This is a genomic window from Corynebacterium haematomassiliense (genome assembly GCF_013978595.1).
GTDB lineage: Bacteria > Actinomycetota > Actinomycetes > Mycobacteriales > Mycobacteriaceae > Corynebacterium > Corynebacterium lehmanniae.
This window is the reverse complement of the sequence record NZ_JACDTZ010000001.1, coordinates 1,759,335-1,782,394: the sequence shown is the minus strand read 5'-3', so window position 1 is coordinate 1,782,394 and position 23,060 is coordinate 1,759,335. Positions and strand designations below refer to the sequence as shown.

The window sequence follows — 23,060 nt, the reverse complement described above, 5'->3', positions numbered from 1 at the left end:
GTCAGTCCTTAATTGTGGAAGTCGCGGATGGTGGCGAAGCCGCGTCGCAATGCGGCGGCGTCCTTGTGTCCGCGGGGGTCTTCGAAGCCGGAGTTGAGGTCGAGGCCGGTGCAGCCGGTGCGCAGCGCGTCGGCGAGGTTGTCGGGCGTCAGCCCACCGGCGAGCAGCGCACCGGTGGTGGGGATGCGGGACCAGTCGAACCGCTCCCCCGTCCCGCCGGCGCCGGAATCGAGCACTAGCTTGTCGACGAGCTCCGCCACCCCCGCCGCATCGTTTGGCCCCGTCATGTCGACAGCGCGCCACACCTGGACGTCGAGCTCGCCGCGGACGCGCTCGATCAACGCGCGCTCCGCCTCGAGCGAGCCCTGGTACGGGGCGTGGACCTGTACGGCGGTGATGCCGGGCTGGACCAGTTCGTCGTAGCCTTCGGTGCGGCGCGACACCGCAACGTAGTCCAGGCCCGGCTCCGCGGCGATGATCTCTGCGGCCGTTTCACGTGAAACATTGCGCGGAGAGGCCTCCTCGAAGATTAGGCCGCCGTACACCGCGCCCGCCGCCTTCGCTGTCTGGGCCGCGGATGCCGAGCGCAGGCCGCAGACCTTGTTCGGCCCGTAGACCAGTTCGCGGCAGGCGCGGTCGATGTCCGGCTGGGAGGTCAGCTGCGAGCCGACGAGGAATCCGTCGGAGTGCCCGCCGAGCCTACGGACGGTCGCGGCGTCGCGGATGCCGGACTCGGCAACCACCACTGCCCCGTCCGGCGCGAGCGCGGCCAGGCGCGCGGAGCGGTCGAGGTCGATGGATAGGTCGTGCAGGTTGCGGTGGTTCACGCCGAAGATCTTCGCGCCCAACCGCGAGGCCCGTGCCGCCTCGTCCTCGTCGATGACCTCAGTGAGCACGTCCATGCGCAAAGACTCCGCAACGGACGCGAGGTGCGCGTACTCCTCGTCGGACAGCACCGACAGCATCAGCAGCACCGCGTCCGCTCCGAAGTAGCGGGCGGCGTAGATCTGCACCTCGTCGACGATGAAGTCCTTGCACAGCACCGGCAGGTGCGTGGTGGCGGCGACGGTGGCGAGGTGGTCGTAGTCCCCGCCGAAGTAGTCGGGCTCGCACAGCACGGAGATCGCCGAGGCGTAGCGCGAGTACACGCTCGCGATCTCCCCCGGCTTGTAGTCCTCGCGGATGGTGCCGAGCGAGGGCGAGGCGGACTTGCACTCCATGATGTAGGAGGTGCCGGGGGCGGCCAGGGCATCGTATAGCGACCGCTCGGAATACCGTAACGTGTCGAAACTAACGTGACCCACACGCTCACGTATTCCGTCAATGTGACGTTTACGGTTCGCCACAATTTCAGTCAAAATTCTAGCCACTGTAGTCCGCCTCCTCGTGAGTGCGCAGCCACTGGGACACGGAGCCGTCGGCAAGCAATTGCTTCGCATGCGCGGTGCCCTCGGCGAGCGAGTCCGCCATGCCGTAGAGGTAGAACATCGCGCCGGCGTTCACGGCCACGGCGTCGCGGTGCGCGGCCGGCCCCTCCCCCGCAAACGTCGCGCGCATGGCCGCGGCGTTCTCCTCGCCGTCGCCCCCGCGGAGGTCCTCGAGCGTATGCTTATCGACGCCAAGCTCCGCCGGCGCCACCGTATAGTGCGAGATCTCGCCGTCCTTGAGCTCCCAGACGAGGGTGTTGCCGTGGACCGCGATCTCGTCGGTGCCGGCGCCGTGGACGACGAGCGCGCGGGATCGCCCGAGCGTTTTCATGGTCTCCGCAATAGTTGGTCCCAACCCAGGGTTTGCGATACCCATAATTTGGAACTCCGGTCGTGCGGGACTCAATAATGGGCCCATCGTGTTAAAAAGCGTGCTCACGCCGAGTTTTTTACGCACCGGCTGCACGAAGGCGATAGCAGGATTGTACGCCGGGGCGAACAGGAAGGTGAAGTTCGAGGACTCGAACTGGCGCACCGCGCGATCAGGATCCAGATCCAGCGGGATGTTCAGCGCCTCCAGCACGTCGGCCGAGCCGGACTTGGAGGACACCGAGCGATTGCCGCACTTGATCATCTTCACCCCGCCGGCGGCCGCGACGAGGGAGGCGGCGGTGGTGATGTTGATGGTGTTCGCGCCGTCGCCGCCGGTGCCCGCGGTGTCCATGATCCCCTCCCCCGTCACCGGGAACGGGCGGCCCGCGGCAAGGAACGCCTTGGCCGCGCCCGCGATGTCGGCGAAGGTCTCGCCGCGGGTACGGATGGTGGCCAGAAGCGCCGCGATGTGGACGTCGTCGTAGTCGCCGACGGTCAGCGGGGTGAACGCCTCAACAGCCTCCTCCAGGGTGGGCTCGGGGTTGTTGATGAAGCGTCGGAAAATCTCTACGTGCTCAGCCATTGTCGCGTCCTTTCTGTACGAGTTGGGCAACGCAGCGCTCCAGCAGCTGCGGGCCCGCGGGGGTGAGGATGGATTCGGGGTGGAACTGGAAGCCGATGGAGTAGCCGTCGTCAGTCTCGGCGGCCATGATCACCTCGCCGATCTGGTTGTCCGTCCAGGCCAGCGGCGTGATCCCTGCAGGCGCGTCTGTGGCGCCCAGGGAGTGGTAGCGGGCAACCGGCACGTCCAGGCCGGGTTGGCCGGGGGCGCCGCCGACCGTGAGACCGTCGAAAAGCGAGTGCGAAGCGGTGAGTCGCATGGGCACCGAGGTGCCGTGCTCGGGGCCGCATGGTTGGACGCGGCCGCCGAAGTGCTCGATGAGCGCCTGGTAACCCAGGCAAATGCCGAGGATGGGGATGCGGCCTTGCGCGCGCTCGATGACCTCCATCATGCAGCCGGAGTCCGCGGGGTAGCCGGGGCCGGGCGAGAGCACTATGAGCTCCGGGTCCGCGCCCAGCACCGTGTCGGCGGAAACGGTGTTGCGGTAGACCACGGTGTCGAAGCCGGCGAGCGCGTCGACGAGGTTGTAAACGAAAGAGTCCTGGTTATCCAGCAAAACGATCATTTGTGCACCTCCAGTTCGCGGCCCGCGGCGAGTGCCTGGAGCACCGCGTAGGCCTTGTGCAGGGTCTCGTCCGCCTCCGTCTGCGGGATGGAATCGCGCACTACGCCCGCGCCAGCCTGCACCGTGGCCACGCCGTCGGCCACGAACGCGGAGCGGATGACAATGCAGGTGTCGAAGTCGCCGCTTCCGTGCAGGTAGCCCACCGCCCCGCCGTAGGAGCCGCGGCGCGTGCCCTCCACCCCGCGCAGCAGCTCGGTGGCGCGCAGCTTCGGGGCACCGGTGAGCGTGCCCATGTTCATGCAGGCGCGGTACGCGTCCAGCGCGTCCAGGTCTTCAGCTAGCGTCGCGGTGACACGGCTGACCAGGTGCATCACGCGGGAGTAGCGGTCCACCTGCAGCAGCTCCCGCACACGCCGGGTGCGCGGCTCGGCCACGCGGGCCATGTCGTTGCGGGCCAGGTCCACCAGCATGGTGTGCTCGGCGACCTCCTTGGCGTCGGTGCGCAGCTCAAGCTCCATGCGGGTGTCCAGTTCGTGGTTGACCGTCCCGTCCGGGTTGAGCCCGCGCGGGCGGGTGCCGGCGATCGGGTACAGCTCCACCTGGCGGGTGGTGTGGTCGAACTTCAGGTTGGATTCCGGCGAGGCGCCGAACAGCTCGTAGCCGGGTCCGCGCAGGTAAAACATGTACGGCGAAGGGTTGGACTCGCGCAGCCTGCGGTACGCCCCGAACGCGTCCGCGCACTCCGCGGTGAACGCGCGCGCCGGCACCACCTGGTAGATGTCCCCGTCCGCGATGTGCTCTTTGAGCCCCTCCACGTGCGCGCGGAACTCGGCGTCGGACACAGTCGCCTTGACGACGGCACGCTCCGCCGCCCCAGTGGAAGGCTGATAGGCGGGCACGGGGCCGTCGATAAGCGATGCGAGCGGCTCGAGGTCGATGCCTTCACCCGCGGCGTCCACACCCGCGAGGTAGGCCGTGGACGTCTCGTGGTTGACGCGCAGGAGCACCTCGGCGAGGACGAACTGGAAGTCCGGGTAGGTGTTCGGGCCTGCCTCCACGGCGGGCAGCTCCTCGAACGTGCCCAGGTAGTCGTAGGCGAAGCCGCCGGCGAGGAAGGGGAAGTCCTCGTTGCCGTAGCCTGCGCGGGTGGTCAGCGCGCGGAGCACGTCGGCGGTGGACGGGGCGGTGAGGCGCTCGCGCTCGTCCGCGGCGTGGGAGGCGGGGAACTCGTAGACGCCCTCCCCCACCCGGTAGTCCTCCAGGCCCAGATCCGCGGCGATGACCTTGCCCGACGGGGTGAGTGGCTGAACCTCAACGCGGTTGCCGGTGCAGGTCACGCGCACCGACGCGCGCAGCACCGCCACGGACTGCAGGCCGTTGCGGGTGGTGATGTCGGCGGACTCGAGCAGCACGGAATCGTCCGCGTCGAGTCCGCCGATGTGGGCGAAGAGGCTGGCCACGTCCTCGTGGTAGCGCACCTCGCGGTGGGTGTAGTGCATGTGGTCCTCGGTTCTGTCGTATTCGTCGCACCGAGGGTGAAAAAAGGCCCGCGGCGCTTGGGGTGCAAGCTGGCGGGCCGTGACTTCGTAGGTGGCGCGCCAGTTAGGCGAGCCACCACCAGTTGAAAGAAGTCGTGTACGTCACAAGGGACAACTATAGCGGAACCGAAATTCCGCCGGGATATTTATTCAGGCAAGCGATATTGGCCGCGCGGGGCGGCGGCGACTAGGCCGTCCACTTTCAGGCCGGTAATGGCGGCGTGGGTGGCAACCTCCGGGTTCGTGTGCGGGGCGTCCACCAGGGCGCGGCGGACGATCTCGGCGGCGATGTCTTTGTACGCCATCGGCTCCCCCGCCTCGCGCAACACATCCAGGATCGCTTCTTGCCAAGTCATGGGCACCTACTTCTGGTCGTCGGCGTGGCCGGCGGCTCGTCGTAAAGCATCAATGCTCACCGCGGGCTTGGGCTCCTCCGCCTGCTGCTCCCGCGCCTGCTCCACGGCCGCGGCCGCACGCGCGCCGAAGTTGCCGCCGAGCGACGCCGCGACGACGGCCGCCACCAGCGCCACCGCCGGCAGCAGCCACATCCAGCCGGACGCGATGAAGGAAAACGCGGCGCCGAACGCCAGCGCCACGCCCGCCAGCACCCAAAACGGGCCAGCGACCTTGTGCGCCTGGTCCCAGATCGCGCGGTCTTTGCGCACCGCCGGGACGTGGAGGCCGAACCACTTGTTGCCCGGCAGCTTGCCTCCGGCGGCGAGCGCGCCGGGGATGAGCAGAAGCAGGGTCAGCAGGATGAAGATGATGCCGACAACGACGTTGAGAGTGCTCATATTTTCAAACGGGCTCATGGCTTCCAAGCATACGGCGGTGGCAGAAGCGAAAGAAAAGCGCCCAAAAATGCACTGTGCTGTATAATTACCGGCTACTCTGGACACATGAAAAGTAAGCTCTTAGGGTCGCTACTCTTCTGGGTAGTTGTCGCCATCATTCTCGGGTTCCTGTGCAGCCTGTTCTTCCCGGACTGGCTCGCCCGTGTCTTCATCACCTTCAACGGCCTGTTCTCCAACTTCCTCGGCTTCTTCGTGCCGGTGCTGATCTTCGCGCTCATCGCGCCCGCGATTGCGGGCCTGGGCCGCGGCGCCGGCAAGTGGCTGGGCATCACCGCGGGCGTGGCGTTCAGCTCCACCGTCATCTCCGGCCTGATCGCCTGGGGCACCGGTAGCGCGCTGTACCCGAAGCTGTTGTCGGGCAAGGACCTGATCACCAACGTGGCTGACCCCGACGAGGGCGGCCTGACCCCCTACTTCACCGTGGAGATGCCGCCGCCGCTGGCGATTATGTCCTCGCTGCTGCTCGCGTTCGTGGTGGGCCTGGCCATGACCGCAGTGAAGTCCGACAACCTCTACAACGTGCTGGAGGAGCTCAACGACGTCGTGCTCAAGGTCGTGGTCACCTTCGTGATCCCGCTGCTTCCGCTGTACATCTTCGGCACCTTCCTGGGCCTGGGCATGAACGAGAACTTCGGCGACACCATGGCCGCCATGGGTGTGGTGCTGCTGCTGTCCGTGGTTATGACCCTGGTCGTCGTGCTGCTGCAGTACCTCGTGGCCGGTGTGGTTGCGGGCGTGAACCCGTTCAAGGCACTGAAGAACATGCTGCCGGCGTACTTCACCGCGCTTGGCACCTCATCGTCGGCGGCGACCATCCCGGTCACCTACGAGTCCACGCTGAAGAACAACGTGGACGAGGACGTCGCCGGCTTCGTGGTCCCGCTGTGCGCGACGATCCAGCTGTCCGGCTCGATGATGAAGATCATGCTCTACGCCCTGTCCATCGTCTACATGGCCAGCCTGGACATCTCGGGCGGTCAGATCTTCGGCTTCATCCTCCTGCTGGGCATCATGATGATCGCGGCCCCGGGTGTGCCGGGCGGCGCCATCATGGCGGCCGCGGGCCTGCTGCAGTCCAACCTCGGCTTCGACGATTCGATGCTCTCGCTCATGATCGCGTCCTACATCGTCGTCGATTCCTTCGGCACCGCCGCCAACGTCACGGGCGACGGCGCGGTCGCGCTGATCGTGAATAAGTTCGCGTCGGGCAAGCTGCACAAGCAGTCGCCTATCGACGAGCCTTCGGTCGCCCCCGCATCCGGCTCCACCGCCGTGTAGCAGTCCCCTGCTGCCGCGCTGAACCGCCCTCCGGGGCGGTTTTCTTCTGCCCGTGTTTCACGTGAAACTATGGGCTGTCACTGTATTGGGAGGGTCCTCACTGTAAAAAGAGACGGCGTCACTGTAAAAAGTGAGGGGAAAATGGGCCCTCACTGTAAAAAGAGACGGAGAACCGGGGCCTCACTGTAAGGGTAGGGCTAAAGTGAGGGTATGAGTCAGCGCATGGATGACATCATGGCCCGGTTGCGACGGCAACGGAACGATGATCACTGTATCGAGGCGAAGTCTGGAACGGGGAAACTCGATACCGCGTTTTGGAAAGCGGTGAGCTCTTTTGCCAACACCAAAGGCGGAGTAATTCTTCTCGGTATCCAGGAAAATCAACGTGACGGTAGCTTCAGTCCGGCGCCGGGGTTTGATCCTGCCCGCATGAACGACCAACTCATAAGTGCGCTGCGCCAGGGGCAAGAGAAGCCTCCTGTGACACCCATCCCCCGTTTCGACATTGAGACTGACGAGGTCGATGGTTCTCCGGTGATCCTAGTTTGGGTCCATCCGATGCGGGGTGACGCACAATTGGGCCAGCAGATGCCCTGCTATGTCACAGCTCAAGGCCTGCGGGATGGCGCGTACAAGAGGGTTTTGGATGGGGACCAGAGACTGTCTAGCTACGAGGTGTTTCAGCTCACGACGCTGTACACGCCAGACCTCTCGGAACTCTCACCCATCAGTGAGGCTGGCCTCGACGACTTAGATGGGCAGGCATGGAGGGGCCTAATTGAATCGCTGGAGAAACGCGGTTCTCGTATCCGTCTTGGGACGACCAGTGACGCTGAAGTCTTGGAACGTCTCCACGTACTTGACGGGGCTGGCCTCCCAACTCTGGCTGGCGCCTTAGCTCTCGGACGCTACCCTCAACAATTTTTCCCGCAGCTGTTTATCGACGTGGCTGTGCACCCTTCACCAGAGAAGTCCGTCTCGGAAACCAGGTTTGTGGATCGAGCCCATTGCGACGGTCCCCTGCCGCTCGCGGTGGAGGACGCAATTAAGGCGGTAATGCGCAACCTTCGAACACGTTCAGTGGAAGTGGGATCGACCATGGTCGACGAGCCCGAGATTCCCGAGATCGCGTTACGCGAGGCGATTGTGAATGCGGTGATGCACAGGGACTACAGCCCCCAAGTTCAAGGTCGCCAAGTCCAGGTGGATGTGTACCCCGATCGAGTTGAGGTAAACAGTCCGGGTGGTTTATGGAGTGACCGGACGGTGGACAACATCGATGAAAATCGTTCGGTCAGCCGTAACCCATCGCTCGCCAATCTTCTTAGCAACCTGCCCACTCCTTCAGGGTCGATGCGTGTGGCGGAGAATCAAGGGAGCGGCATCCAACGAATGCGTAAGGGCATGGAACGCTACGGCCTGCCTCAGCCACAATTCGATGCGAGGATTGGTGAGTTCACCGTCACCTTGTATCGCTTCGGAATTCTCAATCCGGAGGTTTCGCAATGGCTGGCCTCCGTGGCGCCAGGAAGTACGCGACAGGAGCAGATCGCCCTGGCTATCGCTCAAGGGCTCGGTGGTGTGTCGGTCAAGGAGTTGCGGGAACATATCGGGCTCGACAGTGATGATGCACGTGATCTGCTGGGTGACTTGGCCGATCGCAATCTGCTCAGGGCGGGTAGTTCCAGCGACACTTTCGTCCTTGCGGTTGGCGAACCTGAAGTCGACGAAGCCGATCGAAAGCTGATTTCCTATCTCACGGAAGTTGGGGAAGCTGCAGCACGCGATATCGCGGACCATCTCGGAGTGAGTGTAAATTCCTTGCGCCCCAGGCTCCGAAACCTGGTTGACGCCGAGGAAATTGTCCCTACCGCGCCACCGACGAGCAGGAACCGAAAGTACCGCCTTCCCGACTAGGTTTCACGTGAAACATCGTCGGCTCCCGCACCACCCCGCTCCCGGCGCAATCGACTACCCTCTTGCGCATGCCCTTCGAGATCGTCACCACCCACTTCGTGGCCCACGAGCGCGACCTCGAGGAGGCGTACGAGCTCTACCGCGAGCGCATCGAAACGAGCGGCGCTGTCATTTCGGCGGTCTCCCCTCGCCCGCACCCCATCGAGGACGAGTTCACCCTCTGGGACCTGCGCTGCCAGGCGGCCTACGACAACTTGCCCGCCCCGGACCAGATGCGGCTGTACGAGCTCAACGCGCTCGTGGACTTCGCCACCACCAACCGCGACAACGCCTTCGAGAAATTCTTCTTCGAGGACCACGACGCGCCGACGCACCTCCCCGCCAGCCTCGGCGGCCTGACCGACCTCACGCTCCGCGACGAGCCGCACGGCACCTTGTCGCTCACCACCATCGTCTACCTCGGCTCACCCGAGCACATGCTGCTTGCGCAGAAGCTTTTCGACGACACCGTGGCCGACCTCAACGCCGTCGCCTACCAGCCATACGTGGCCCCGTTGGAGGGTACGGAGCACGCGGGGCTGGTCGGTCCCCTGTGGCTTCGCGATGCCACGCTGAACATCATCGGCAAGGGCGACGGGTACTTCTCCCCCGGCAAGGAGGCGTGGGCGGGGTGGTTGTTGACGTCGGATGGACCGGAGGACGTCGATAGGCAGTTGCACGAGCGCATCGACGCCGACGCCGTGGTGATCACTCGCGCGGTGCAGGAGCCGTTCTAGATACGAAAAAGCACCGGCGCGGAGGAAGGGAAACTCCGGGCCGGTGCCTTTTAGGGTGCCGCGCTTACGGCGTCATCTGCGGGCTCAGCGGATCAACCTGCTCCGGAGCCTCTGCCCCGCCCAACGGGGAGTCGGAGACCTCGGCGCCGCCGAGCGGCGAATCGGTCATCTCGGCGCCGCCTAGGCCGGTGTCGCCGGAGCCGCCAACGGACGAACCGCCCGCGGAAGAGCCGCCGGACATGGAGCCGCCCGCGGAACCGTCAGAAACCGAGCCACCCGCGGAGGAACCGCCTGCAGAGGAGCCAGACTTGGAGCTGCCGGAGGAAGAACCGCCGGAGGTGGCGGCGCTAGAGGAGCTGACCTCCTTGGTGGTGTCGGTGTCACCGTCGCTGTCGTTGCAGGCGGTGAGGCCGGCGGCAGCCAGCACGAGTGCGGTAGCCGATGCGGCAATACGAGTGTTTGCAGACATAATTCTCCTTCTCGTGTCGGATTTATCCCGGGGTGTCTCGCCCGGATCACAAACTTTCTACGGAGCCTGTCTGCGAAACGCTTGTGAGCGGAGGGGGAACTGACGTACTGCTTCGTAGCAGAACAATAACCCGGTCCCTGCGCTGCAGGAACCGGGTTATTTGGGGGCGCGATTTACATCGGCAGGCCCGGGATCGCCGGGAGGGAAACGCCCGGGATGGAGCCGGAGAACGCCGCTGCCGCGCCGAGCAGAGCAACGAGGGCGAGCGGCACGCCGATCAGGACGCCCAGGGCGGAGGAGCGATACTCGCTGTCCTCGTGGGTCAGGCCCTTGATGCAGACACCGGAATCGGTGGAGCTGCCGATGCCCGCTTCTTCGTAGACTTTGTTAACAGCCTTCTCGAGACGCTCCTTCTCTTCTGGAGTTCGGGCTTTGTCGATCTCCTGCTGGATCTCTTTCTGCTCCTTAAGGCACTTCTGGTACCACTCGGAGGAACCCATCTTCTCGTCGCCTTCAGCGGCGAACGCCGGTGCAGCGAGGACGGACACGGACATGGTTGCTGCGAGAGCAGCGGACGTGATGCGCTTCATAGTGTTCTCCTTGTGTAGGTTTGGTTACCTGTCAAAGAGTTAACACATGTCTAAAAGACGCTTTCAACCGATTCGGCGAATCGTTTTCAAAATGAGACAAAAAGGGGCACCACCCCAGCAGGGACGGGACAGACAGAAGGGCCCCTATACCGGCAGCTTCGGCATATTCGGGAGGGAAACGCCCGGGACCATGCCTGAAGCCGCGGATGCTGCGCCAAGTAGCGCCACAAGGGCGAGCGGGACACCGACCAAGACAGCGATGACACCGCCGCGGTAGTTCGGGCTGTTGAGCATGCTCTTGATGCACACGGCGTCCGGATTGGAGGAGCCGCCGTTCTGTCGCAGTTCTTCCTTCTCCTTCTCATTAGCGGAGCCCACCAGACCACGGCAGTGCTGGTAGACCTCAGACGACGTCTTCTCGTCCTCCGCCGCATGTGCCGGCGAGGCCAGGACAGACAGGGGCATGGTTGCTGCGAGAGTCGCGATGGCGATGCGCTTCATGGGGTTCTCCTTGTGTTGGTTGGGTTACCTTGAGCAAGAAGAACACGTATCCATGAAGTGCTGCAGGGCAACTCAGCAGAATGTGTCCAAACCGAGATATGACAAACGGCCCGCCCCACGATGGGAGCGGACCGTAAGAAGCTCAGGCGAGCCGAATTACATCGGCAGGCCCGGCAGGGCCGGGAGGGAGAAGCCCGGGATAGCGCCGGAGAACGCTGCTGCTGCGCCGATCAGGGCGATGAGGGCAACCGGGACGCCGATCAGCAGGCCCAGGATGCCGGGCTTGGTGTCCGGGTTGTCGATGAGCTGCTGGATGCACTCACCGGTGGCGTTGGTGGAGCCTTTCTCCTTGCCCGGCTCGGCCTTGTCGCCGTCCTTGCCGGTGGCGGCCTTACCAGCGGTGGCTTCCTTGCCCTTCTCGGACTCGGCCTTCTTCTCCTCCTTGCACTTCTTGTACACCTCGGAGGAGCCGACCTTCTCGCCAGCCTGGTCGCCCTCAGCCTGGGCGGAGCTGCCCTGGTTCTCCTTGGCCGGGGTGGTGTCAGCGTCGGCTGCGAATGCCGTGGCGGACAGTGCGGACAGGGACAGGGTTGCTGCGACGGCAGCGGTGGCGATGCGCTTCATGGCAATCTCCTTAAGTAAATCGGGTACCTGCCAGTGATCTGACACGTGTAAAGAGCGTATCGCCCACCAGTCACATTGCGTTACACGGGGTTACCCTGAACACATGGGAATGATGAAAGAGATTGCCGCTATCTTTGGCGTCGCCACACTTGTGGGCCTTGGTGGCGCGGGTGCCGTCTACAACGCCATCGACGTCCCGGAGCGCGACCACTACACCGTCCAGGCAGCCGGTGCGCCGAGCGCGACTATCGACGACCCGCAGGACGTCCTCACCCCCGAGGACGAGCAGCGCCTGCAGCGCGACACCGCCAACATCAACGCGGCCGACGTGGTCACGGATTTCCACTACATGGTGTTCAAAACCAACCACGAGAACATCCTCGACGACGTTGAGGAGCTGCTGCGCTCGCAGTACCCCGAGCTGATCGACCAGTCCAAGGGTGAAAACGGCCGCCCCGCCGACGGCGTGCTCATTGTGGGCGTTGGCCTGGATCCGCGCCAGGCGTTCATCTACGGAGGCGACGATGTCACGCAAGAGCTCATGCTTGACGACGACTCGTATCGCGAATCCCTGCTGGATGCCATGAAACCCGGCGTGAAGGAAGGCAACATCCCATCCGGCCTGTTCCGCACGGCGAACTTGGCCATGGACGCGGACGGGCTTTCGGACCGGAAGTTCAACGACGCGAAAAATGACCGAGGCGGAGCGATCGTCGGCGCTGGCATGGGCGGGTTCGGCGCTGCTACCGCGGTTGGTGCGGGTGTGGTGGCGGTGCGGAGCAATCGTCGTAAGGCAATTGCGAAAGCCCGCGAGGACTACGAGCTTGTCACCCACGAGTACACCCGCCTCGCAGGCCGCCTGGACGAGGTGGACGTGCGGGCGAACTCGCTGTCCTCGGCGTTTGCGGACGAGACGCTGCGCCGCCAGTGGGCCGAGGTGCGCGACCGCTTCCTGGGCATGAACGAGCTGGTGCACGGCGCGCAGGGGCTGAGCACGATCAACATGGACGACGACAAGGACGTGTACAAGCACCGCAAACAGCTTGCGGACGCCGCCGAGTCCGTGGACCACGTCTCCAACGCCGAGGACAACATCGACCGCCTATTCGGTGTCGAGCACGGCGATCCGGCCACGCGCCGGGCGGACCTGAGCACAATCCGCGAGGACGTGCTTCGCGCCCGCAGCGAGGTGAAAGATAGCGGGCTGCGCCAGGAGCTGGACCTGCTCATGCAGCGCATCGAGGCGCTGGACGCCAACCCCTCCTCCCCCACCTACGTGGACGACTTCGTGCGCGTGCTCGGCGATTACCGCGTGATCCTGGACCAGGTGAGGAAGAAGCAGTTCAGCGACGTCAAGCAGCGCGAGAAGCTCACCGCGCCGGCGGTCTACGAATCCGGGTTCTGGTACGGCGGGTACGTCCCGTACGTGCACATGCAAGCCTGGCACGAGTCCAACGTGAAGGCGGATCAGGCGGCATCCTCGAGCAGCAGCTCCGTGTCTTCCTCGGGATTCAGCGCCGGGGGCGGCAGCTCCAGCTTCTAAAGGTGTGATTTAACACACTTTTTGAATTTGAACTTTCCTTTAATCAATCCGTGTTTATACTTAGACACGGAGAAATTCGAAGCGCGGCCCGCCACCTAAGAACACGAGGTGGCGGGCCACTCCATTTGTGTGGGTGCGAAAGTTTTTGGGCAAGCGGAAACCCCTCCGCCTGCTCGCACTCTAAATGGGGGGGTGGGTGAGTGCTCAACCGGTCTCGGGGGGATGGACCGTGGGCGGAGGGGCCCAAAAGCGAATATAGACTATCGCCCCCAGTGTGTCTACATGTAGAGCGAAAAAGTTTCTCGGTGCAGGTGGGAGGGGGTTATGGGATGATAGCCGGCATGACCATTCAGGCCCGGGCGCTGACGTACAAGCGTGAGAAGGAGCAGTCGGCGGCGATCCGCCTGTTGCACGCGGACAACGCCCCGGTGCTGCTGGCGGTCGTGGCGGAGCACTTCCCGCGCGGCGCTGAGGCGAGGCCGGCGGAGCAGCTCTACCAGCTCATGGCGGACGACTTTGCCGTGCTGCGCGGCACCTTCGAGCTGCCGAAAACACCCCAGGCGTACTGCAACGACTGGGTGAAGGCCGGGTGGCTGGTGCGCAAGTCCGGCACCAAGGAAACGGGCGAGACGCTCGAGCCCAGCGAGCAAGCGCTCACCGCCCTGCACATGATGGACAGGGTCAGTGCGCCGAGGTCGGCGGTGACGGCGAGCCGGGTGGCGTCGATAAGCAATGCCCTCCAAGCGCTCGCGCGGGACACCGACCCGGACATTGACTCGCGCCTGAAGCACCTCGAGGCTGAACGTGAGCGCATCGAGGCGGAGATTGCGCAGGTGGAGCGCGGTGAGTTCGAGCTGCCCTCCCCCGCCACCGTGCGCGAACGGGTGGGCGACATCCTGGGCCAGGCGAGCGCGATCCCCGGCGACTTCGCGCGCGTGCGCCACGAGCTGGAAGCGCTGAATTCGCAGTTGCGCCGGCAGCTGCTGGATCCGGAGGGCTCGAGAGGCGACGTGCTGGACGAGATCTTCGCCGGCGTGGACCTGATCGGCGAATCCGACGCGGGCAGGAGCTTCAACGCGTTTTACTCGCTGGTGGTGGACCCGGAGCGCGGCGCGTGGCTGGACACGTGGATCGGGCAGGTGCTCGAGCGCGCCGACAACGCGGCGATGACGGCAGAAGAGCGCGCGCAATTCCGTACCCTGTTCCGCGACATGGAGGACGCCGGCTACGAGGTCAACCGCATGATGACGCGACTGGCCCGCAACCTGCGCAACTACGTGGCCAGCGAGCAGTTCGCCGAGGACCGCCGCATGATCGAGCTGTTGCGCGACACCCGCAAGCTCGCCGCCGACGCCGCGGAGCGCGAGGAACTTTCGGCCACGCACAAGATGGACACCCCCTTGCAGCGCATCGGCATGCAGATCGCCTCGGTGGCGCAGATCAAGCTCGCAGACCCCGGCGCGGAGGTCATCACCACCGAGGTGGAGGCGTTCGAGCCCGGAAAGGGCGACGCGGAGGCGCTCTACCAGGCGGTACGTGAAAGCGAGATCGATTTGGAGGAGCTGATTGCGGCGGTGGGTGAGACGGTTGGGCGGGCCGGAGGAGCGTCGATAGGCAAGGTGCTCGAGCGCCACCCCGCCACCCAGGGCCTGGGGTCGGTGGTGGGCCTTGTGTACCTGGCCCTCAAGCACGGGGTGCGCCAGGACGGCAGCGAAGAGGTGCGCTTTGAGGAAGAGGATGGGAGCATTCGCTTAGCGACGGTCCCGCGGTGGCACTTCGACCCGGCAGCAGTAAAGGAGATGCAATGACGGAACCGCTGTGGACGGGCGACACAGGCACCCTGTCCGAGGAAACCCGGCGCGCACTGGTGGACCTGCTCAAAGGCCCGCTGATCACCGCTGACCGGAAGAAGGAGACGTGGCACGCCATCACCACCGACACGGAGGCGCTGCGCTCGCGGCTGCACGACGTGTTCTTGGAGCTGGTGGTGGACGAGGACGCCGGCATCGCTTTCACGCGCCACGTCCGCCCGGACAACGAGGACGTGAAGGTGCCGCCGGTGCTGCGCACGGAGGCGCTGACGCACCTGCAAACCGCGATTTTGCTGCAGCTGCGCCACGAGCTGGGCATGTCCACCCCGGGCGAGCGCGTCGTGGTGGGCGAAGACGAGCTGTACGGCGCCATCAGTTACGTCCGCGCGGTGGACAACCGGGACGAGTCCGGGTTTAAGAAGCGGTTCACCGCGGCGGTGAACACCATCCGCAAGTACAGCCTGCTCACCGACACGGAGACCGAGGGCCGCTGGGAGGTCTCCCCCGTGCTGCGCCACATCTTCGACGCGGACACCGTCCACGCGCTGCGCGAGGAGTACCTGCGCCTGGCCCAGGAAGGGGATAAGCAGTGACAGCACAATTCCGTCTGGCGCGCGTGCAGCTGGTCAACTGGGGCACGTTCGACGGCTACTACGACATCCCGGTCGGCGAGCGCGGGTTTTTGATCACCGGCGCGTCCGGCTCGGGCAAGTCAACGCTTATCGACGCCTTTTCCGCCGTGCTCGTCCCTCCCGGGAAACTGCGTTTCAACGCCGCGGCGCAGCAGGAAACGGGACGCGACAAGGGGCGCAGCCGCGTGTCCTACATCCGCGGCGCGTGGCGGCGCAGCGAGGACCCGGCCACCGGCGAGATCCGCAGCCAGTACCTGCGCTCCGGGGCGACCGCCAGCATCGTCGCGCTGACCTACCGCGCCGGCAGCGAGGTGCTCACGCTCGCCGCGATCTACCGCTTAAACGCGGGCCAGCAGCAGGAAGCGCAGGTGAAAACGCTCTACGGCATCTTCCCCAGCGAGGTGGACGTGGACGGGTTTGTGCCGCTGCTGCAGAACTCCCTGGACAAACGCAAGCTGGAGGCGAAGTACAAGACCGCCGGCGTGACGTTCACGGAGCAGTACTCCGTGTTTGCCAACCGCTTCCGTTCCAAGCTGGGCATCGGCAGCGAGGAAGCGCAGATGCTGCTGCACCGCACGCAGTCCGCGAAGTCCCTGTCCAGCATGGACGAGCTGTTCCGCAACTACATGCTGGACGTACCGGGCACGTTCCAGGTTGCGGAGGACGCCGTGGCCACGCATGAGGACCTGCGCCAGGCGTACGAGCGGCTCGAGGACGTGCACCAGCAGATTGAGACGCTCGCTCCCCTGCCGGGGCTGAACACCAAACTCAAGAATGCGCAGGCGACACAGGAGAACACCGCGGCGCTGTCTGCCGCCCTGCCCAACGTGCGGCGCGCGATTGAGGCGAAGCAGCTGCGCGAGCGTATCGACGTCAGCTCCGCCCAACTCGCCGCCCTCGAAGTGCAGGCGCAATCCCTTTCTGCGAGGAAGGAAGTCCAGCAGGAGGCGGTGCAGCGCGCCGCGGTGCAGCGGGAGCAGGTGGCCGGGCAGAGCCTGGGCGAGATCGAGCGCAACATCGCCCGCGAGGAACACCAACTTTCTGTACGGAGCGCGAAGCTGCGCGAACTGGCGGCCCTGGTGCAGCTGGACGGGGCGTTGGATACCGAGCGCTTCGCGGAGCTGAAGGCCCAGGCATCGGCGGAGCTGGCGGCCGCGCCGGAGCAGGAAGAACGCCTGCGCGAAGAGTGGTTCAAGGCCCGAAGCGAACACGAGAGGCTTGCTGGCGCGGAGGCGTCGGTGGGGGCGGAGTTGGCGTCGTTAGGCAACCGCTCCTCCAACATTGACCAGCGCTACGTGGAGGTGCGCGCGCAGCTGTGCGCGGATACCGGGCTGACGGTGCGCGAGCTGCCGTATGTGGGCGAGCTTATCGACGTGCTGCCCGAGCAGGCCGAGTGGGAACCCGTGATCCAGCGCCTGCTCGGCGGGTTTGCCGCGACCCTTTTGGTGCCGGCGGAGCGCGAGCGCGAGGTGAGCAGCTGGGTCAACGGGCGGCACCTCGGGATGCGGCTCGAGTACCGCACCGTGCCCGAGGGCGTGGAAGTGCCGCGCGGGCCGAGGAACCCGCTCAGCCTGTTTCATAAGGTGCGCGTGGTGGAGCACCCGATGCGCCCGTGGCTGATGCGCATGCTGGCCAGCACCTTCGACTACGCCCTGGTACGCACCGTGGACGAGCTGGAGCGGCAAGACCAGCGCGCGGCCACCATCGACGGGTTGGAGCGCAACCCGGCCGATAAGACCGGCTCCGCCCGGTACGTGAAGAACGACCGGCTGCGTCTGGGCGAGCGGCGCAACTACCGCCTCGGCTCATCCAACCACGCAAAGGTGGAGGCGCTGCGCGCGGAGCTGGCGGAGGCGAAACGCGCAACCACGGCGGCGGGCAACCGCCTGGCGGAGGTGCAGCGCAAGCAAGAGGCGCTGGCCAGCGACGTTGCTAAGGCTCGGGATATTGCCGGCATGGAGTGGGCCAGCGTGGACACCGCGAGCGTCGAAGAGCAGTTGGCTGGCCTGCGCGCGGAGCTTGAGCGGCTGACCTCCTCCCCCGAGGCCAAGGAGCTGGAGCGGGCGTGGCGTGAGGCGGCTGAAACGCTGAAGGCCACCGAGCAGGAGTTGCGCGAGGTGCGCGACGAGCTCGCCGTGGCCAAGCGGGCGCTGCAGGACGACCAGGCGCGGCTGAAGCGGATCGAGTCGGAGCACGTGGACGTTGAGCCTTCGTTGGCGGAGCAGCTCGAGGCGATGCTTGCGGCCACCACGCGCCGCCTGACCCCGGAGAATTTAAGCGACAGCGCCTTCAAGGTCACCGCGCAGCTGGATGCGCAGGCGAAGCAGGCGGCGAAGACGATCACGGAGTCCAGCAACGCCGTCGTGAACCTCCTGTCCAACTACAAGTCCCAGTGGTCGGCGGAGTCCGCGGAGCTGCAGGCCACGGCCGATTTCGCCGGCGAGGCCATCGCGCGGCTGGAGATGCTGCGCTCGGACCGCCTGCCGGAGTTCCGCGGCCGCTTCCTGGACCTGCTCAACGGCCAGTCCGTGATGCACCTGAACACGATTTACAAGGAGCTGCAGCGCGCGAAGGGCGACATTGAGACCAACTTGGGCCCCATCAACGCGTCGCTGCGTCGCTCCCCCTACACCGAGGGGCGCTACCTGCAGATTGAGGTCCGCGACAACCGCGACCGCGTCGTGCGCGACTTCCTGCAGGACTTGCGCGAGGCGACCGCCGGCAGCCTGAGCGAGGCGGACGAGAAGACCGCCATCGAGCGCTACCACCGCCTGGCCAAGATCATGGACCGCCTCGGCTCCTCCGAGCGCGCGGACCGCAGTTGGCGCACCGTCGTGCTGGACACCCGCAGGCATGTGAAGTTCGTGGGCAACGAGGTGGACGCCGACGGCACGGTGCACAACACGCACGTGGATTCCGCGTCCTTGTCCGGCGGCCAGGCGCAGAAGCTCGTGTTCTTCTGCCTCGCCGCGGCGCTGCGTTACCGCCTGGCGGGCGTGGACGCGGACGTGCCCCGCTACGCCACCGTGGTGCTCGACGAGGCCTTCGACCGCGCCGACCCCGTGTTCACCCGCACCGCGATGGACGTGTTTGAAAGCTTCGGCTTCCACATGGTGCTGGCCACGCCGATGAAGCTAATCAAGACCCTCTCCCCTTACGTCGACGGCACCATCGTGGTCCACTACACCGAAGACCCCGTCGCGCGTTCCACCTTCGAGTTCATTGATACCCATGCGCCTGCCTGACCAGCTGCCCGTGAAGTTCAACATGGAGCTTTTGCTTCTAGACGAACCTTCGGCCGTCTCCGTTCCTTTGCATCCCCCAACACGCGCGCAGGTGCTTGCCGACGAGGCCGGTGCCCGCGAGTTCGTCCGCGCCTGGCAGGCCTGGGAGCCCGCCGAGGAGGTGGAATGGGCCACCCGGTCCTGGGCGGGCCTGGGCAAACAGGACGTGCCCGTGCGCGTGACGCTGACCGGGTGGGACCGGGTGGCGGAGGTGGCGGGGCGCGCCGGGGAGGTTGCGCTGGCCCGCGAGCGGTTTGCGGTGTTGGTTGAGCTGTTCCCGGATTGGCCGGAGTTCCGGGAGCGGGCGGCGCGCTCGTGGTCGGCGTGGCTGGCGTTGTCGGACGACGACTTCACCCGCCTGTGCCTCGCTCTGCGATGGTTTCACGTGAAACCTTCCTCGGGTCTGCGCGCCCGCGCCGTACCGATCGAAGGGCTGGACACCAAGTGGATCGCCGCCCACCGGGGGCTGCTGCAACGCCTGCTCGGGGTGTCTGACCTGGGCTTGGCTGAGGGCGACAGGATGGTGCGCGTGCGGTTCTTGGACGGCGCGCTTGCGCCCGCGCCAGGGTTGGTTGACGTGGCCGTGCCGTTCGGGTCGTTGGATTTGCCGGAGGGTCTGTTGGTGATCGTGGTGGAGAACAAGGAGACGTTCCTGGCGCTGCCCCAGGCTCCCGAAGGCTCGGGCGCGGTGCTGGTGTGGGGATCCGGGTACACCGCAGGCGCGCTTCCAGAGCTGCCGTGGGTGCGCGGGGCGCGCCGGGTGCTGTACTGGGGCGACGCGGATGCGGACGGCTACGCCATCCTGAACGCGCTGCGCACCCGCCTGGCTGCCGACGGCGCCCCCGTCCCCGTCGTCAGCGTGGCCATGGATGTGGAGACGGTGGAGCGCTTCCTGCACCTCGCCGTGGCCGACCCCGGCGACACAACTCGGGTGCTCCCCCACCTCACCGACGACGAGGACCGCGCCCGCCGGTTCCTGGTCGCCTCCGGTGCGAAGCGATTGGAGCAGGAGCGCGTGTCCTTGGAGTGGGCGTTGGCGATACCGGAGTTTGCGGCGGTGTGGGGGCCTTGTGCTCCCACTGCGGAGTAGTACTATGTGTGGTACTGATGGTTCCCATGGGGGACGATATCCAAAAGATCCTGGACGCGATGCAGCGTTCCGGCAACAACATTCGTTACGCCGATCTCCGCAAGGTGTGCGACCACTTCTTTGAGAAGCGGCCCAACAGCGGCGGAGATCACGACACATACAAGACACCCTGGGTTGGCGATCCGCGCGTCAATATCCAGAACCGCCGCGGAAAGGCGAAGCCGTACCAGGTCAAACAGGTGCTGGCAGCGGTGAAGAAGCTAGAAGAGCAGGAGTAGACGATGACTGAACGCTTGTCGGATAAGTACACTTACCAAACCTTCTGGTCTGAGGAGGACGGTGAGTACGTGTCCACCGTTGCCGAGTTCCCGTCCTTGAGCTGGCTCGATGAGGATGCCCAGCGGTCAAGTGCTGGACTTCGGAAGCTTGTCGCTGAGGTAATCGCAGACATGCAGCAAACCGGGGAACCTATCCCCCAACCATTCGGTCAGCGCGATTTTTCCGGACGGTTCAACGTGCGTGTCAGCAGCTCCCTCCACCGCCGTCTTGCCATGGATGCCGCGCGGGAGGGCGTGTCCTTGAACGCTTGGGTGACGCAGAAGCTCGCGAACGCGTAAACGGGAACTTCGGGATGAGCGTTGTCCGGGTCAATATCCAGCCTCACATGCTTGCGTGGGCGCTGGATAGCACTGGCCTGCCGGAAGCTGAATTGGAGAAGCGATTCCCCAAGCTTCCACAGTGGCACTCGGGTGAGACTCGCCCAACGCTGAAGCAGGCGAGGGAACTCGCGAAGCTCGCCCACATTCCATTTGGCCGATTGCTATTGGACGAGCCGTCGGGCGAACGAGTAGGTGTGACGGATTTTTGGACCGTCGGAAACAAGGCGGTGGGCACCGTGAGTGCCAACTTGCGGGAGACTATCCGTTCGAGTCAGAGCAGGCTCGCTTGGTACGCCGATTTCGCTGCTGAAGAGGGTATCGCCCCACCGAAGATGTATGCCTCGGCCACGATCGAGCAGGATCCGGCTGAAACGGCAGAGCGAACCAGGGAACTTCTTGGTATCGAGAGAGGCACTCCCGGGAAGCGACAACGTAGCCGAACTCGCTGCGGCCATGGAGGAAGACGGAATCCTGGTGGCGAGAAACTCGATTGCCGGGAACACAACTTCGAGAAGGCTCAGCGTCGGCGAGTTCCGAGGCTTCACAATCGAAGACGGCGGTTACGTCTTGGTGTTTGTTAACACCGCGGATGCCAAAACTGCCCAGTTGTTCAGCTTGGCCCACGAATTGGGCCACGTTGTTGTTGGGCGCACCGGTATTTCTGATCACTCTGAACATGCGGGCGTCGGGCGTTGGTGCAACAGGTTCGCGGCTGCGGTTATCGCTCCGGCTGTTGCGCGGTCGTATCTAGTAACACCGTGGTGAGTATCGAGTAACGCATTGGTGAGCATCCAGTAACAGTCCGGGGGAGGATTCTGGTGACCGCGTGACTTCAGGGCACGCGGCGTTACCAGAGGAGTCTGACTGTGACTGACTACCGGGCGGTAATGGATCAAGTGCTCAAAGGCTGGTCTGTCCGCCAAATCTGTTCGAGTTTGCGGTGCTCGCACACCACCGTGCAAAAAGCACGCGATGCGCTGGTGGAACACAACATCACAACCCGTGAGCAACTTCGTGGGGTTGCGGATCATGAGCTGGTGGACTGGTTCGTCGACGGGCGCAGCCATGCTCAGGGCGATTTCGTCCCGATCGATTTCGACGCTGTCGCCAAGGCACGCACCGGGCGCAACAAGGCGACCCTGCAGGTGTTGTGGGGTCGCTACACCGCACAGCCTGCGGACCCAGGCCAGCGGTATTACAGCTACGAGCGGTTTCGCCAGCTTGTGGCCCAACACGTTGATGCAGCTGGGCTGACCGCCAGGATCACCCATGCCCCGGGCCATACGATGCAGGTGGACTGGGCAGGCACAAAGATGCGGTTGTTTGACCCCACCGGCGGACAAGGATCGAAGGTCAGTATCTTTGTCGCCTCGCTGCCGTATTCGGGGATGGTGTTCGCCTGCGCGTGCGCGGATGAGCGCCAGGACGCGTGGCTTGCAGCTCATATCCGCGCGTTTGAGTACTTCGGCGGGGTTGCCGAGGTCATCGTGCCGGATAATGCCTCGACAGCCTCGAACGCGATTAGTGCCGCGGACAAAAATCGTCGGGTCAACTCCACCTACGAGGAGTTTTTGGAGCACTACAACACCGCCGCGTTGCCGGCTCGGGCGAAACGACCCAAAGACAAGGCCAGCGTCGAAGCCGCAGTCAAGATCGTCACCCAAAACGTCATCCACGCACTCGATGGCCACCAGTGCGTTGGGATAGACGAGCTCAACGCAAAAATCACCGCCCTGGTCGATGGGATTAACGCTGCCACGCCGTTTCGCGGCAATGCGACGAGCAGACGCGCATTGTTCGATCAGTTCGAACGCGACGTGCTCACCGCGCTGCCTGAAACACCGTGGCAGCGTACCGAATGGAAACGCGCCAAAGTCGCGCCCAATTTCCACATCAGAGTGCACAACGCGCATTACTCGGTACCTAACCAGCTGGTGGGCCGCACCGTGGATGTGCGCATCACCGGTGACAGTCTCGCCGTCTTCGACGCCGGGCAGCGTGTGGCCACCCACCAACGCGCACGTGCCCGCGGGGTGTATGTCACCGACACCGACCACATCCCGGCGAACATAGGTGACACCCGTGGGTTATGGACAAGCGAGTACTTCCTGCGCGAAGCCGCCAAGATCGGGCCGGCCACACGCCAGGTGATTGCCGAGCTCATCGAAGCCAAAGCGATCCCTGCCCAGGCGTACCAAGCGTGCCGCAACGTGCTCAACATGGGCAAACACGCCAACAAGCCAATCCTCGAAGAAGCCTGCAGACGTTTGGTGTCCACCGACGGCGCCAGGCGTGCTGTGTCGTATACCGCGGTGAAAAACATGATGGCCGCCGTGCGCAAAGACACCTCCACACGACCCACAGGCACCGATGTACCAATCGGTCAACCAACTGGCAGACCCGCTGACGGTGCGCCTGCCCCGACAGCGCGTGACACCCGCGGCGCCTACCTCGGTGGTGCTGCCCAGTTCAGCCTCGAAAACCTCACCAAGAAAGGATCTGCATAAC

The 23,060-nt window shown here is 64.8% G+C and carries 22 protein-coding genes; 12 read left to right on the top strand and 10 right to left on the bottom strand.

Annotated features, from left to right (window positions below; translation table 11 throughout):
• Positions 1 to 8: 8 nt before the first annotated feature.
• The 6 genes from trpCF to H0193_RS08375 all read right to left on the bottom strand — a co-directional run bounded on the left by trpCF (position 9) and on the right by H0193_RS08375 (position 5,336).
• Positions 9 to 1,370 carry a bifunctional indole-3-glycerol-phosphate synthase TrpC/phosphoribosylanthranilate isomerase TrpF gene (trpCF, locus tag H0193_RS08400; protein WP_269952749.1) on the bottom strand — a complete coding sequence of 454 codons (1,362 nt, stop codon included), beginning with the start codon at positions 1,368 to 1,370 and terminating at the stop codon, positions 9 to 11.
• Entirely contained in the window at positions 1,363 to 2,382 is a 1,020-nt protein-coding gene (trpD, locus tag H0193_RS08395; RefSeq protein ID WP_181889384.1) for an anthranilate phosphoribosyltransferase, read from the bottom strand. The genes trpCF and trpD overlap by 8 nt, the downstream gene beginning before the upstream one ends.
• A complete protein-coding gene (locus H0193_RS08390) occupies positions 2,375 to 2,986 on the bottom strand; it encodes a glutamine amidotransferase-related protein (protein WP_181889383.1) in 612 nt (203 codons plus the stop codon). Before H0193_RS08390 ends, trpD begins: the two co-directional genes overlap by 8 nt.
• On the bottom strand, positions 2,983 to 4,485 hold the full coding sequence (locus H0193_RS08385) for an anthranilate synthase component 1 (protein ID WP_181889382.1): 1,503 nt from the start codon (positions 4,483 to 4,485) through the stop codon (positions 2,983 to 2,985). Before H0193_RS08385 ends, H0193_RS08390 begins: the two co-directional genes overlap by 4 nt.
• A 185-nt stretch (positions 4,486 to 4,670) precedes the next feature.
• On the bottom strand, positions 4,671 to 4,880 hold the full coding sequence (locus H0193_RS08380; RefSeq protein ID WP_181889381.1) for a winged helix-turn-helix domain-containing protein: 210 nt from the start codon (positions 4,878 to 4,880) through the stop codon (positions 4,671 to 4,673).
• Positions 4,881 to 4,886: 6 nt separating this feature from the next.
• A complete protein-coding gene (locus tag H0193_RS08375) occupies positions 4,887 to 5,336 on the bottom strand; it encodes an SdpI family protein (protein ID WP_236883438.1) in 450 nt (149 codons plus the stop codon).
• A gap of 87 nt (positions 5,337 to 5,423) precedes the next feature.
• Here H0193_RS08375 and H0193_RS08370 point away from each other — a divergent pair, with 87 nt between their 5' ends.
• The 3 genes from H0193_RS08370 to H0193_RS08360 all read left to right on the top strand — a co-directional run bounded on the left by H0193_RS08370 (position 5,424) and on the right by H0193_RS08360 (position 9,349).
• Positions 5,424 to 6,656, top strand: a complete 1,233-nt coding sequence (locus tag H0193_RS08370; protein ID WP_181889380.1) for a dicarboxylate/amino acid:cation symporter — start codon at positions 5,424 to 5,426, stop codon at positions 6,654 to 6,656.
• Positions 6,657 to 6,878: 222 nt separating this feature from the next.
• On the top strand, positions 6,879 to 8,573 hold the full coding sequence (locus H0193_RS08365) for an ATP-binding protein (RefSeq protein ID WP_181889379.1): 1,695 nt from the start codon (positions 6,879 to 6,881) through the stop codon (positions 8,571 to 8,573).
• A gap of 68 nt (positions 8,574 to 8,641) precedes the next feature.
• Positions 8,642 to 9,349: a hypothetical protein gene (locus H0193_RS08360; protein ID WP_181889378.1), complete on the top strand. Its 708-nt coding sequence runs from the start codon at positions 8,642 to 8,644 to the stop codon at positions 9,347 to 9,349.
• Between the two features lie 64 nt (positions 9,350 to 9,413).
• Here the strand turns inward: H0193_RS08360 and H0193_RS08355 are convergent, their stop codons facing one another.
• From H0193_RS08355 to H0193_RS08340, 4 genes are all read right to left on the bottom strand, one after another.
• Entirely contained in the window at positions 9,414 to 9,818 is a 405-nt protein-coding gene (locus H0193_RS08355) for a hypothetical protein (RefSeq protein WP_181889377.1), read from the bottom strand.
• Between the two features lie 173 nt (positions 9,819 to 9,991).
• On the bottom strand, positions 9,992 to 10,408 hold the full coding sequence (locus H0193_RS08350; RefSeq protein WP_181889376.1) for a membrane protein insertase YidC: 417 nt from the start codon (positions 10,406 to 10,408) through the stop codon (positions 9,992 to 9,994).
• A gap of 144 nt (positions 10,409 to 10,552) precedes the next feature.
• On the bottom strand, positions 10,553 to 10,909 hold the full coding sequence (locus H0193_RS08345) for a hypothetical protein (protein WP_181889375.1): 357 nt from the start codon (positions 10,907 to 10,909) through the stop codon (positions 10,553 to 10,555).
• Positions 10,910 to 11,065: 156 nt separating this feature from the next.
• Positions 11,066 to 11,533: a hypothetical protein gene (locus H0193_RS08340; protein WP_181889374.1), complete on the bottom strand. Its 468-nt coding sequence runs from the start codon at positions 11,531 to 11,533 to the stop codon at positions 11,066 to 11,068.
• A gap of 103 nt (positions 11,534 to 11,636) precedes the next feature.
• On the opposite strand from H0193_RS08340, the gene H0193_RS08335 reads away from it, so the two are divergent.
• The 9 genes from H0193_RS08335 to istA all read left to right on the top strand — a co-directional run bounded on the left by H0193_RS08335 (position 11,637) and on the right by istA (position 23,059).
• Complete coding sequence (locus tag H0193_RS08335; RefSeq protein ID WP_181889373.1) at positions 11,637 to 13,076, top strand: PIN domain-containing protein; 1,440 nt, start codon at positions 11,637 to 11,639, stop codon at positions 13,074 to 13,076.
• A 341-nt stretch (positions 13,077 to 13,417) separates the two neighbouring features.
• Entirely contained in the window at positions 13,418 to 14,884 is a 1,467-nt protein-coding gene (locus H0193_RS08330) for a DUF3375 domain-containing protein (protein ID WP_181889372.1), read from the top strand.
• Positions 14,881 to 15,480 carry a DUF4194 domain-containing protein gene (locus H0193_RS08325; protein WP_070843844.1) on the top strand — a complete coding sequence of 200 codons (600 nt, stop codon included), beginning with the start codon at positions 14,881 to 14,883 and terminating at the stop codon, positions 15,478 to 15,480. The genes H0193_RS08330 and H0193_RS08325 overlap by 4 nt, the downstream gene beginning before the upstream one ends.
• Complete coding sequence (locus tag H0193_RS08320) at positions 15,477 to 18,764, top strand: ATP-binding protein (protein ID WP_181889371.1); 3,288 nt, start codon at positions 15,477 to 15,479, stop codon at positions 18,762 to 18,764. The genes H0193_RS08325 and H0193_RS08320 overlap by 4 nt, the downstream gene beginning before the upstream one ends.
• Complete coding sequence (locus H0193_RS08315) at positions 18,751 to 19,893, top strand: DUF3322 domain-containing protein (RefSeq protein WP_181889370.1); 1,143 nt, start codon at positions 18,751 to 18,753, stop codon at positions 19,891 to 19,893. Before H0193_RS08320 ends, H0193_RS08315 begins: the two co-directional genes overlap by 14 nt.
• 26 nt (positions 19,894 to 19,919) lie before the next feature.
• Positions 19,920 to 20,171, top strand: a complete 252-nt coding sequence (locus tag H0193_RS08310; RefSeq protein WP_181889369.1) for a toxin HicA — start codon at positions 19,920 to 19,922, stop codon at positions 20,169 to 20,171.
• A gap of 3 nt (positions 20,172 to 20,174) precedes the next feature.
• On the top strand, positions 20,175 to 20,510 hold the full coding sequence (locus H0193_RS08305; RefSeq protein WP_181889368.1) for a type II toxin-antitoxin system HicB family antitoxin: 336 nt from the start codon (positions 20,175 to 20,177) through the stop codon (positions 20,508 to 20,510).
• A 378-nt stretch (positions 20,511 to 20,888) separates the two neighbouring features.
• Positions 20,889 to 21,317, top strand: a complete 429-nt coding sequence (locus H0193_RS08300; protein ID WP_338026628.1) for an ImmA/IrrE family metallo-endopeptidase — start codon at positions 20,889 to 20,891, stop codon at positions 21,315 to 21,317.
• 101 nt (positions 21,318 to 21,418) lie between these two features.
• Positions 21,419 to 23,059, top strand: a complete 1,641-nt coding sequence (istA, locus tag H0193_RS08295) for an IS21 family transposase (protein ID WP_181889366.1) — start codon at positions 21,419 to 21,421, stop codon at positions 23,057 to 23,059.
• Position 23,060 lies beyond the last annotated feature (1 nt).

Bases quoted from the DNA above. Each gene is read 5' to 3' on its own strand.
- H0193_RS08325 (WP_070843844.1), top strand. From the start codon at position 14,881: ATGACGGAACCGCTGTGGACGGGCGACACAGGCACCCTGTCCGAGGAA.
- H0193_RS08380 (WP_181889381.1), bottom strand. From the start codon at position 4,880: ATGACTTGGCAAGAAGCGATCCTGGATGTGTTGCGCGAGGCGGGGGAG.
- trpD (WP_181889384.1), bottom strand. From the start codon at position 2,382: ATGGCTGAGCACGTAGAGATTTTCCGACGCTTCATCAACAACCCCGAG.
- H0193_RS08345 (WP_181889375.1), bottom strand. From the start codon at position 10,909: ATGAAGCGCATCGCCATCGCGACTCTCGCAGCAACCATGCCCCTGTCT.
- H0193_RS08315 (WP_181889370.1), top strand. From the start codon at position 18,751: ATGCGCCTGCCTGACCAGCTGCCCGTGAAGTTCAACATGGAGCTTTTG.
- H0193_RS08335 (WP_181889373.1), top strand. From the start codon at position 11,637: ATGGGAATGATGAAAGAGATTGCCGCTATCTTTGGCGTCGCCACACTT.
- H0193_RS08375 (WP_236883438.1), bottom strand. From the start codon at position 5,336: ATGAGCCCGTTTGAAAATATGAGCACTCTCAACGTCGTTGTCGGCATC.
- H0193_RS08355 (WP_181889377.1), bottom strand. From the start codon at position 9,818: ATGTCTGCAAACACTCGTATTGCCGCATCGGCTACCGCACTCGTGCTG.
- H0193_RS08310 (WP_181889369.1), top strand. From the start codon at position 19,920: ATGGGGGACGATATCCAAAAGATCCTGGACGCGATGCAGCGTTCCGGC.
- H0193_RS08305 (WP_181889368.1), top strand. From the start codon at position 20,175: ATGACTGAACGCTTGTCGGATAAGTACACTTACCAAACCTTCTGGTCT.
- H0193_RS08330 (WP_181889372.1), top strand. From the start codon at position 13,418: ATGACCATTCAGGCCCGGGCGCTGACGTACAAGCGTGAGAAGGAGCAG.
- H0193_RS08360 (WP_181889378.1), top strand. From the start codon at position 8,642: ATGCCCTTCGAGATCGTCACCACCCACTTCGTGGCCCACGAGCGCGAC.
- H0193_RS08385 (WP_181889382.1), bottom strand. From the start codon at position 4,485: ATGCACTACACCCACCGCGAGGTGCGCTACCACGAGGACGTGGCCAGC.
- H0193_RS08370 (WP_181889380.1), top strand. From the start codon at position 5,424: ATGAAAAGTAAGCTCTTAGGGTCGCTACTCTTCTGGGTAGTTGTCGCC.
- H0193_RS08365 (WP_181889379.1), top strand. From the start codon at position 6,879: ATGGATGACATCATGGCCCGGTTGCGACGGCAACGGAACGATGATCAC.
- H0193_RS08390 (WP_181889383.1), bottom strand. From the start codon at position 2,986: ATGATCGTTTTGCTGGATAACCAGGACTCTTTCGTTTACAACCTCGTC.
- H0193_RS08350 (WP_181889376.1), bottom strand. From the start codon at position 10,408: ATGAAGCGCATCACGTCCGCTGCTCTCGCAGCAACCATGTCCGTGTCC.
- H0193_RS08340 (WP_181889374.1), bottom strand. From the start codon at position 11,533: ATGAAGCGCATCGCCACCGCTGCCGTCGCAGCAACCCTGTCCCTGTCC.
- H0193_RS08300 (WP_338026628.1), top strand. From the start codon at position 20,889: ATGCCTCGGCCACGATCGAGCAGGATCCGGCTGAAACGGCAGAGCGAA.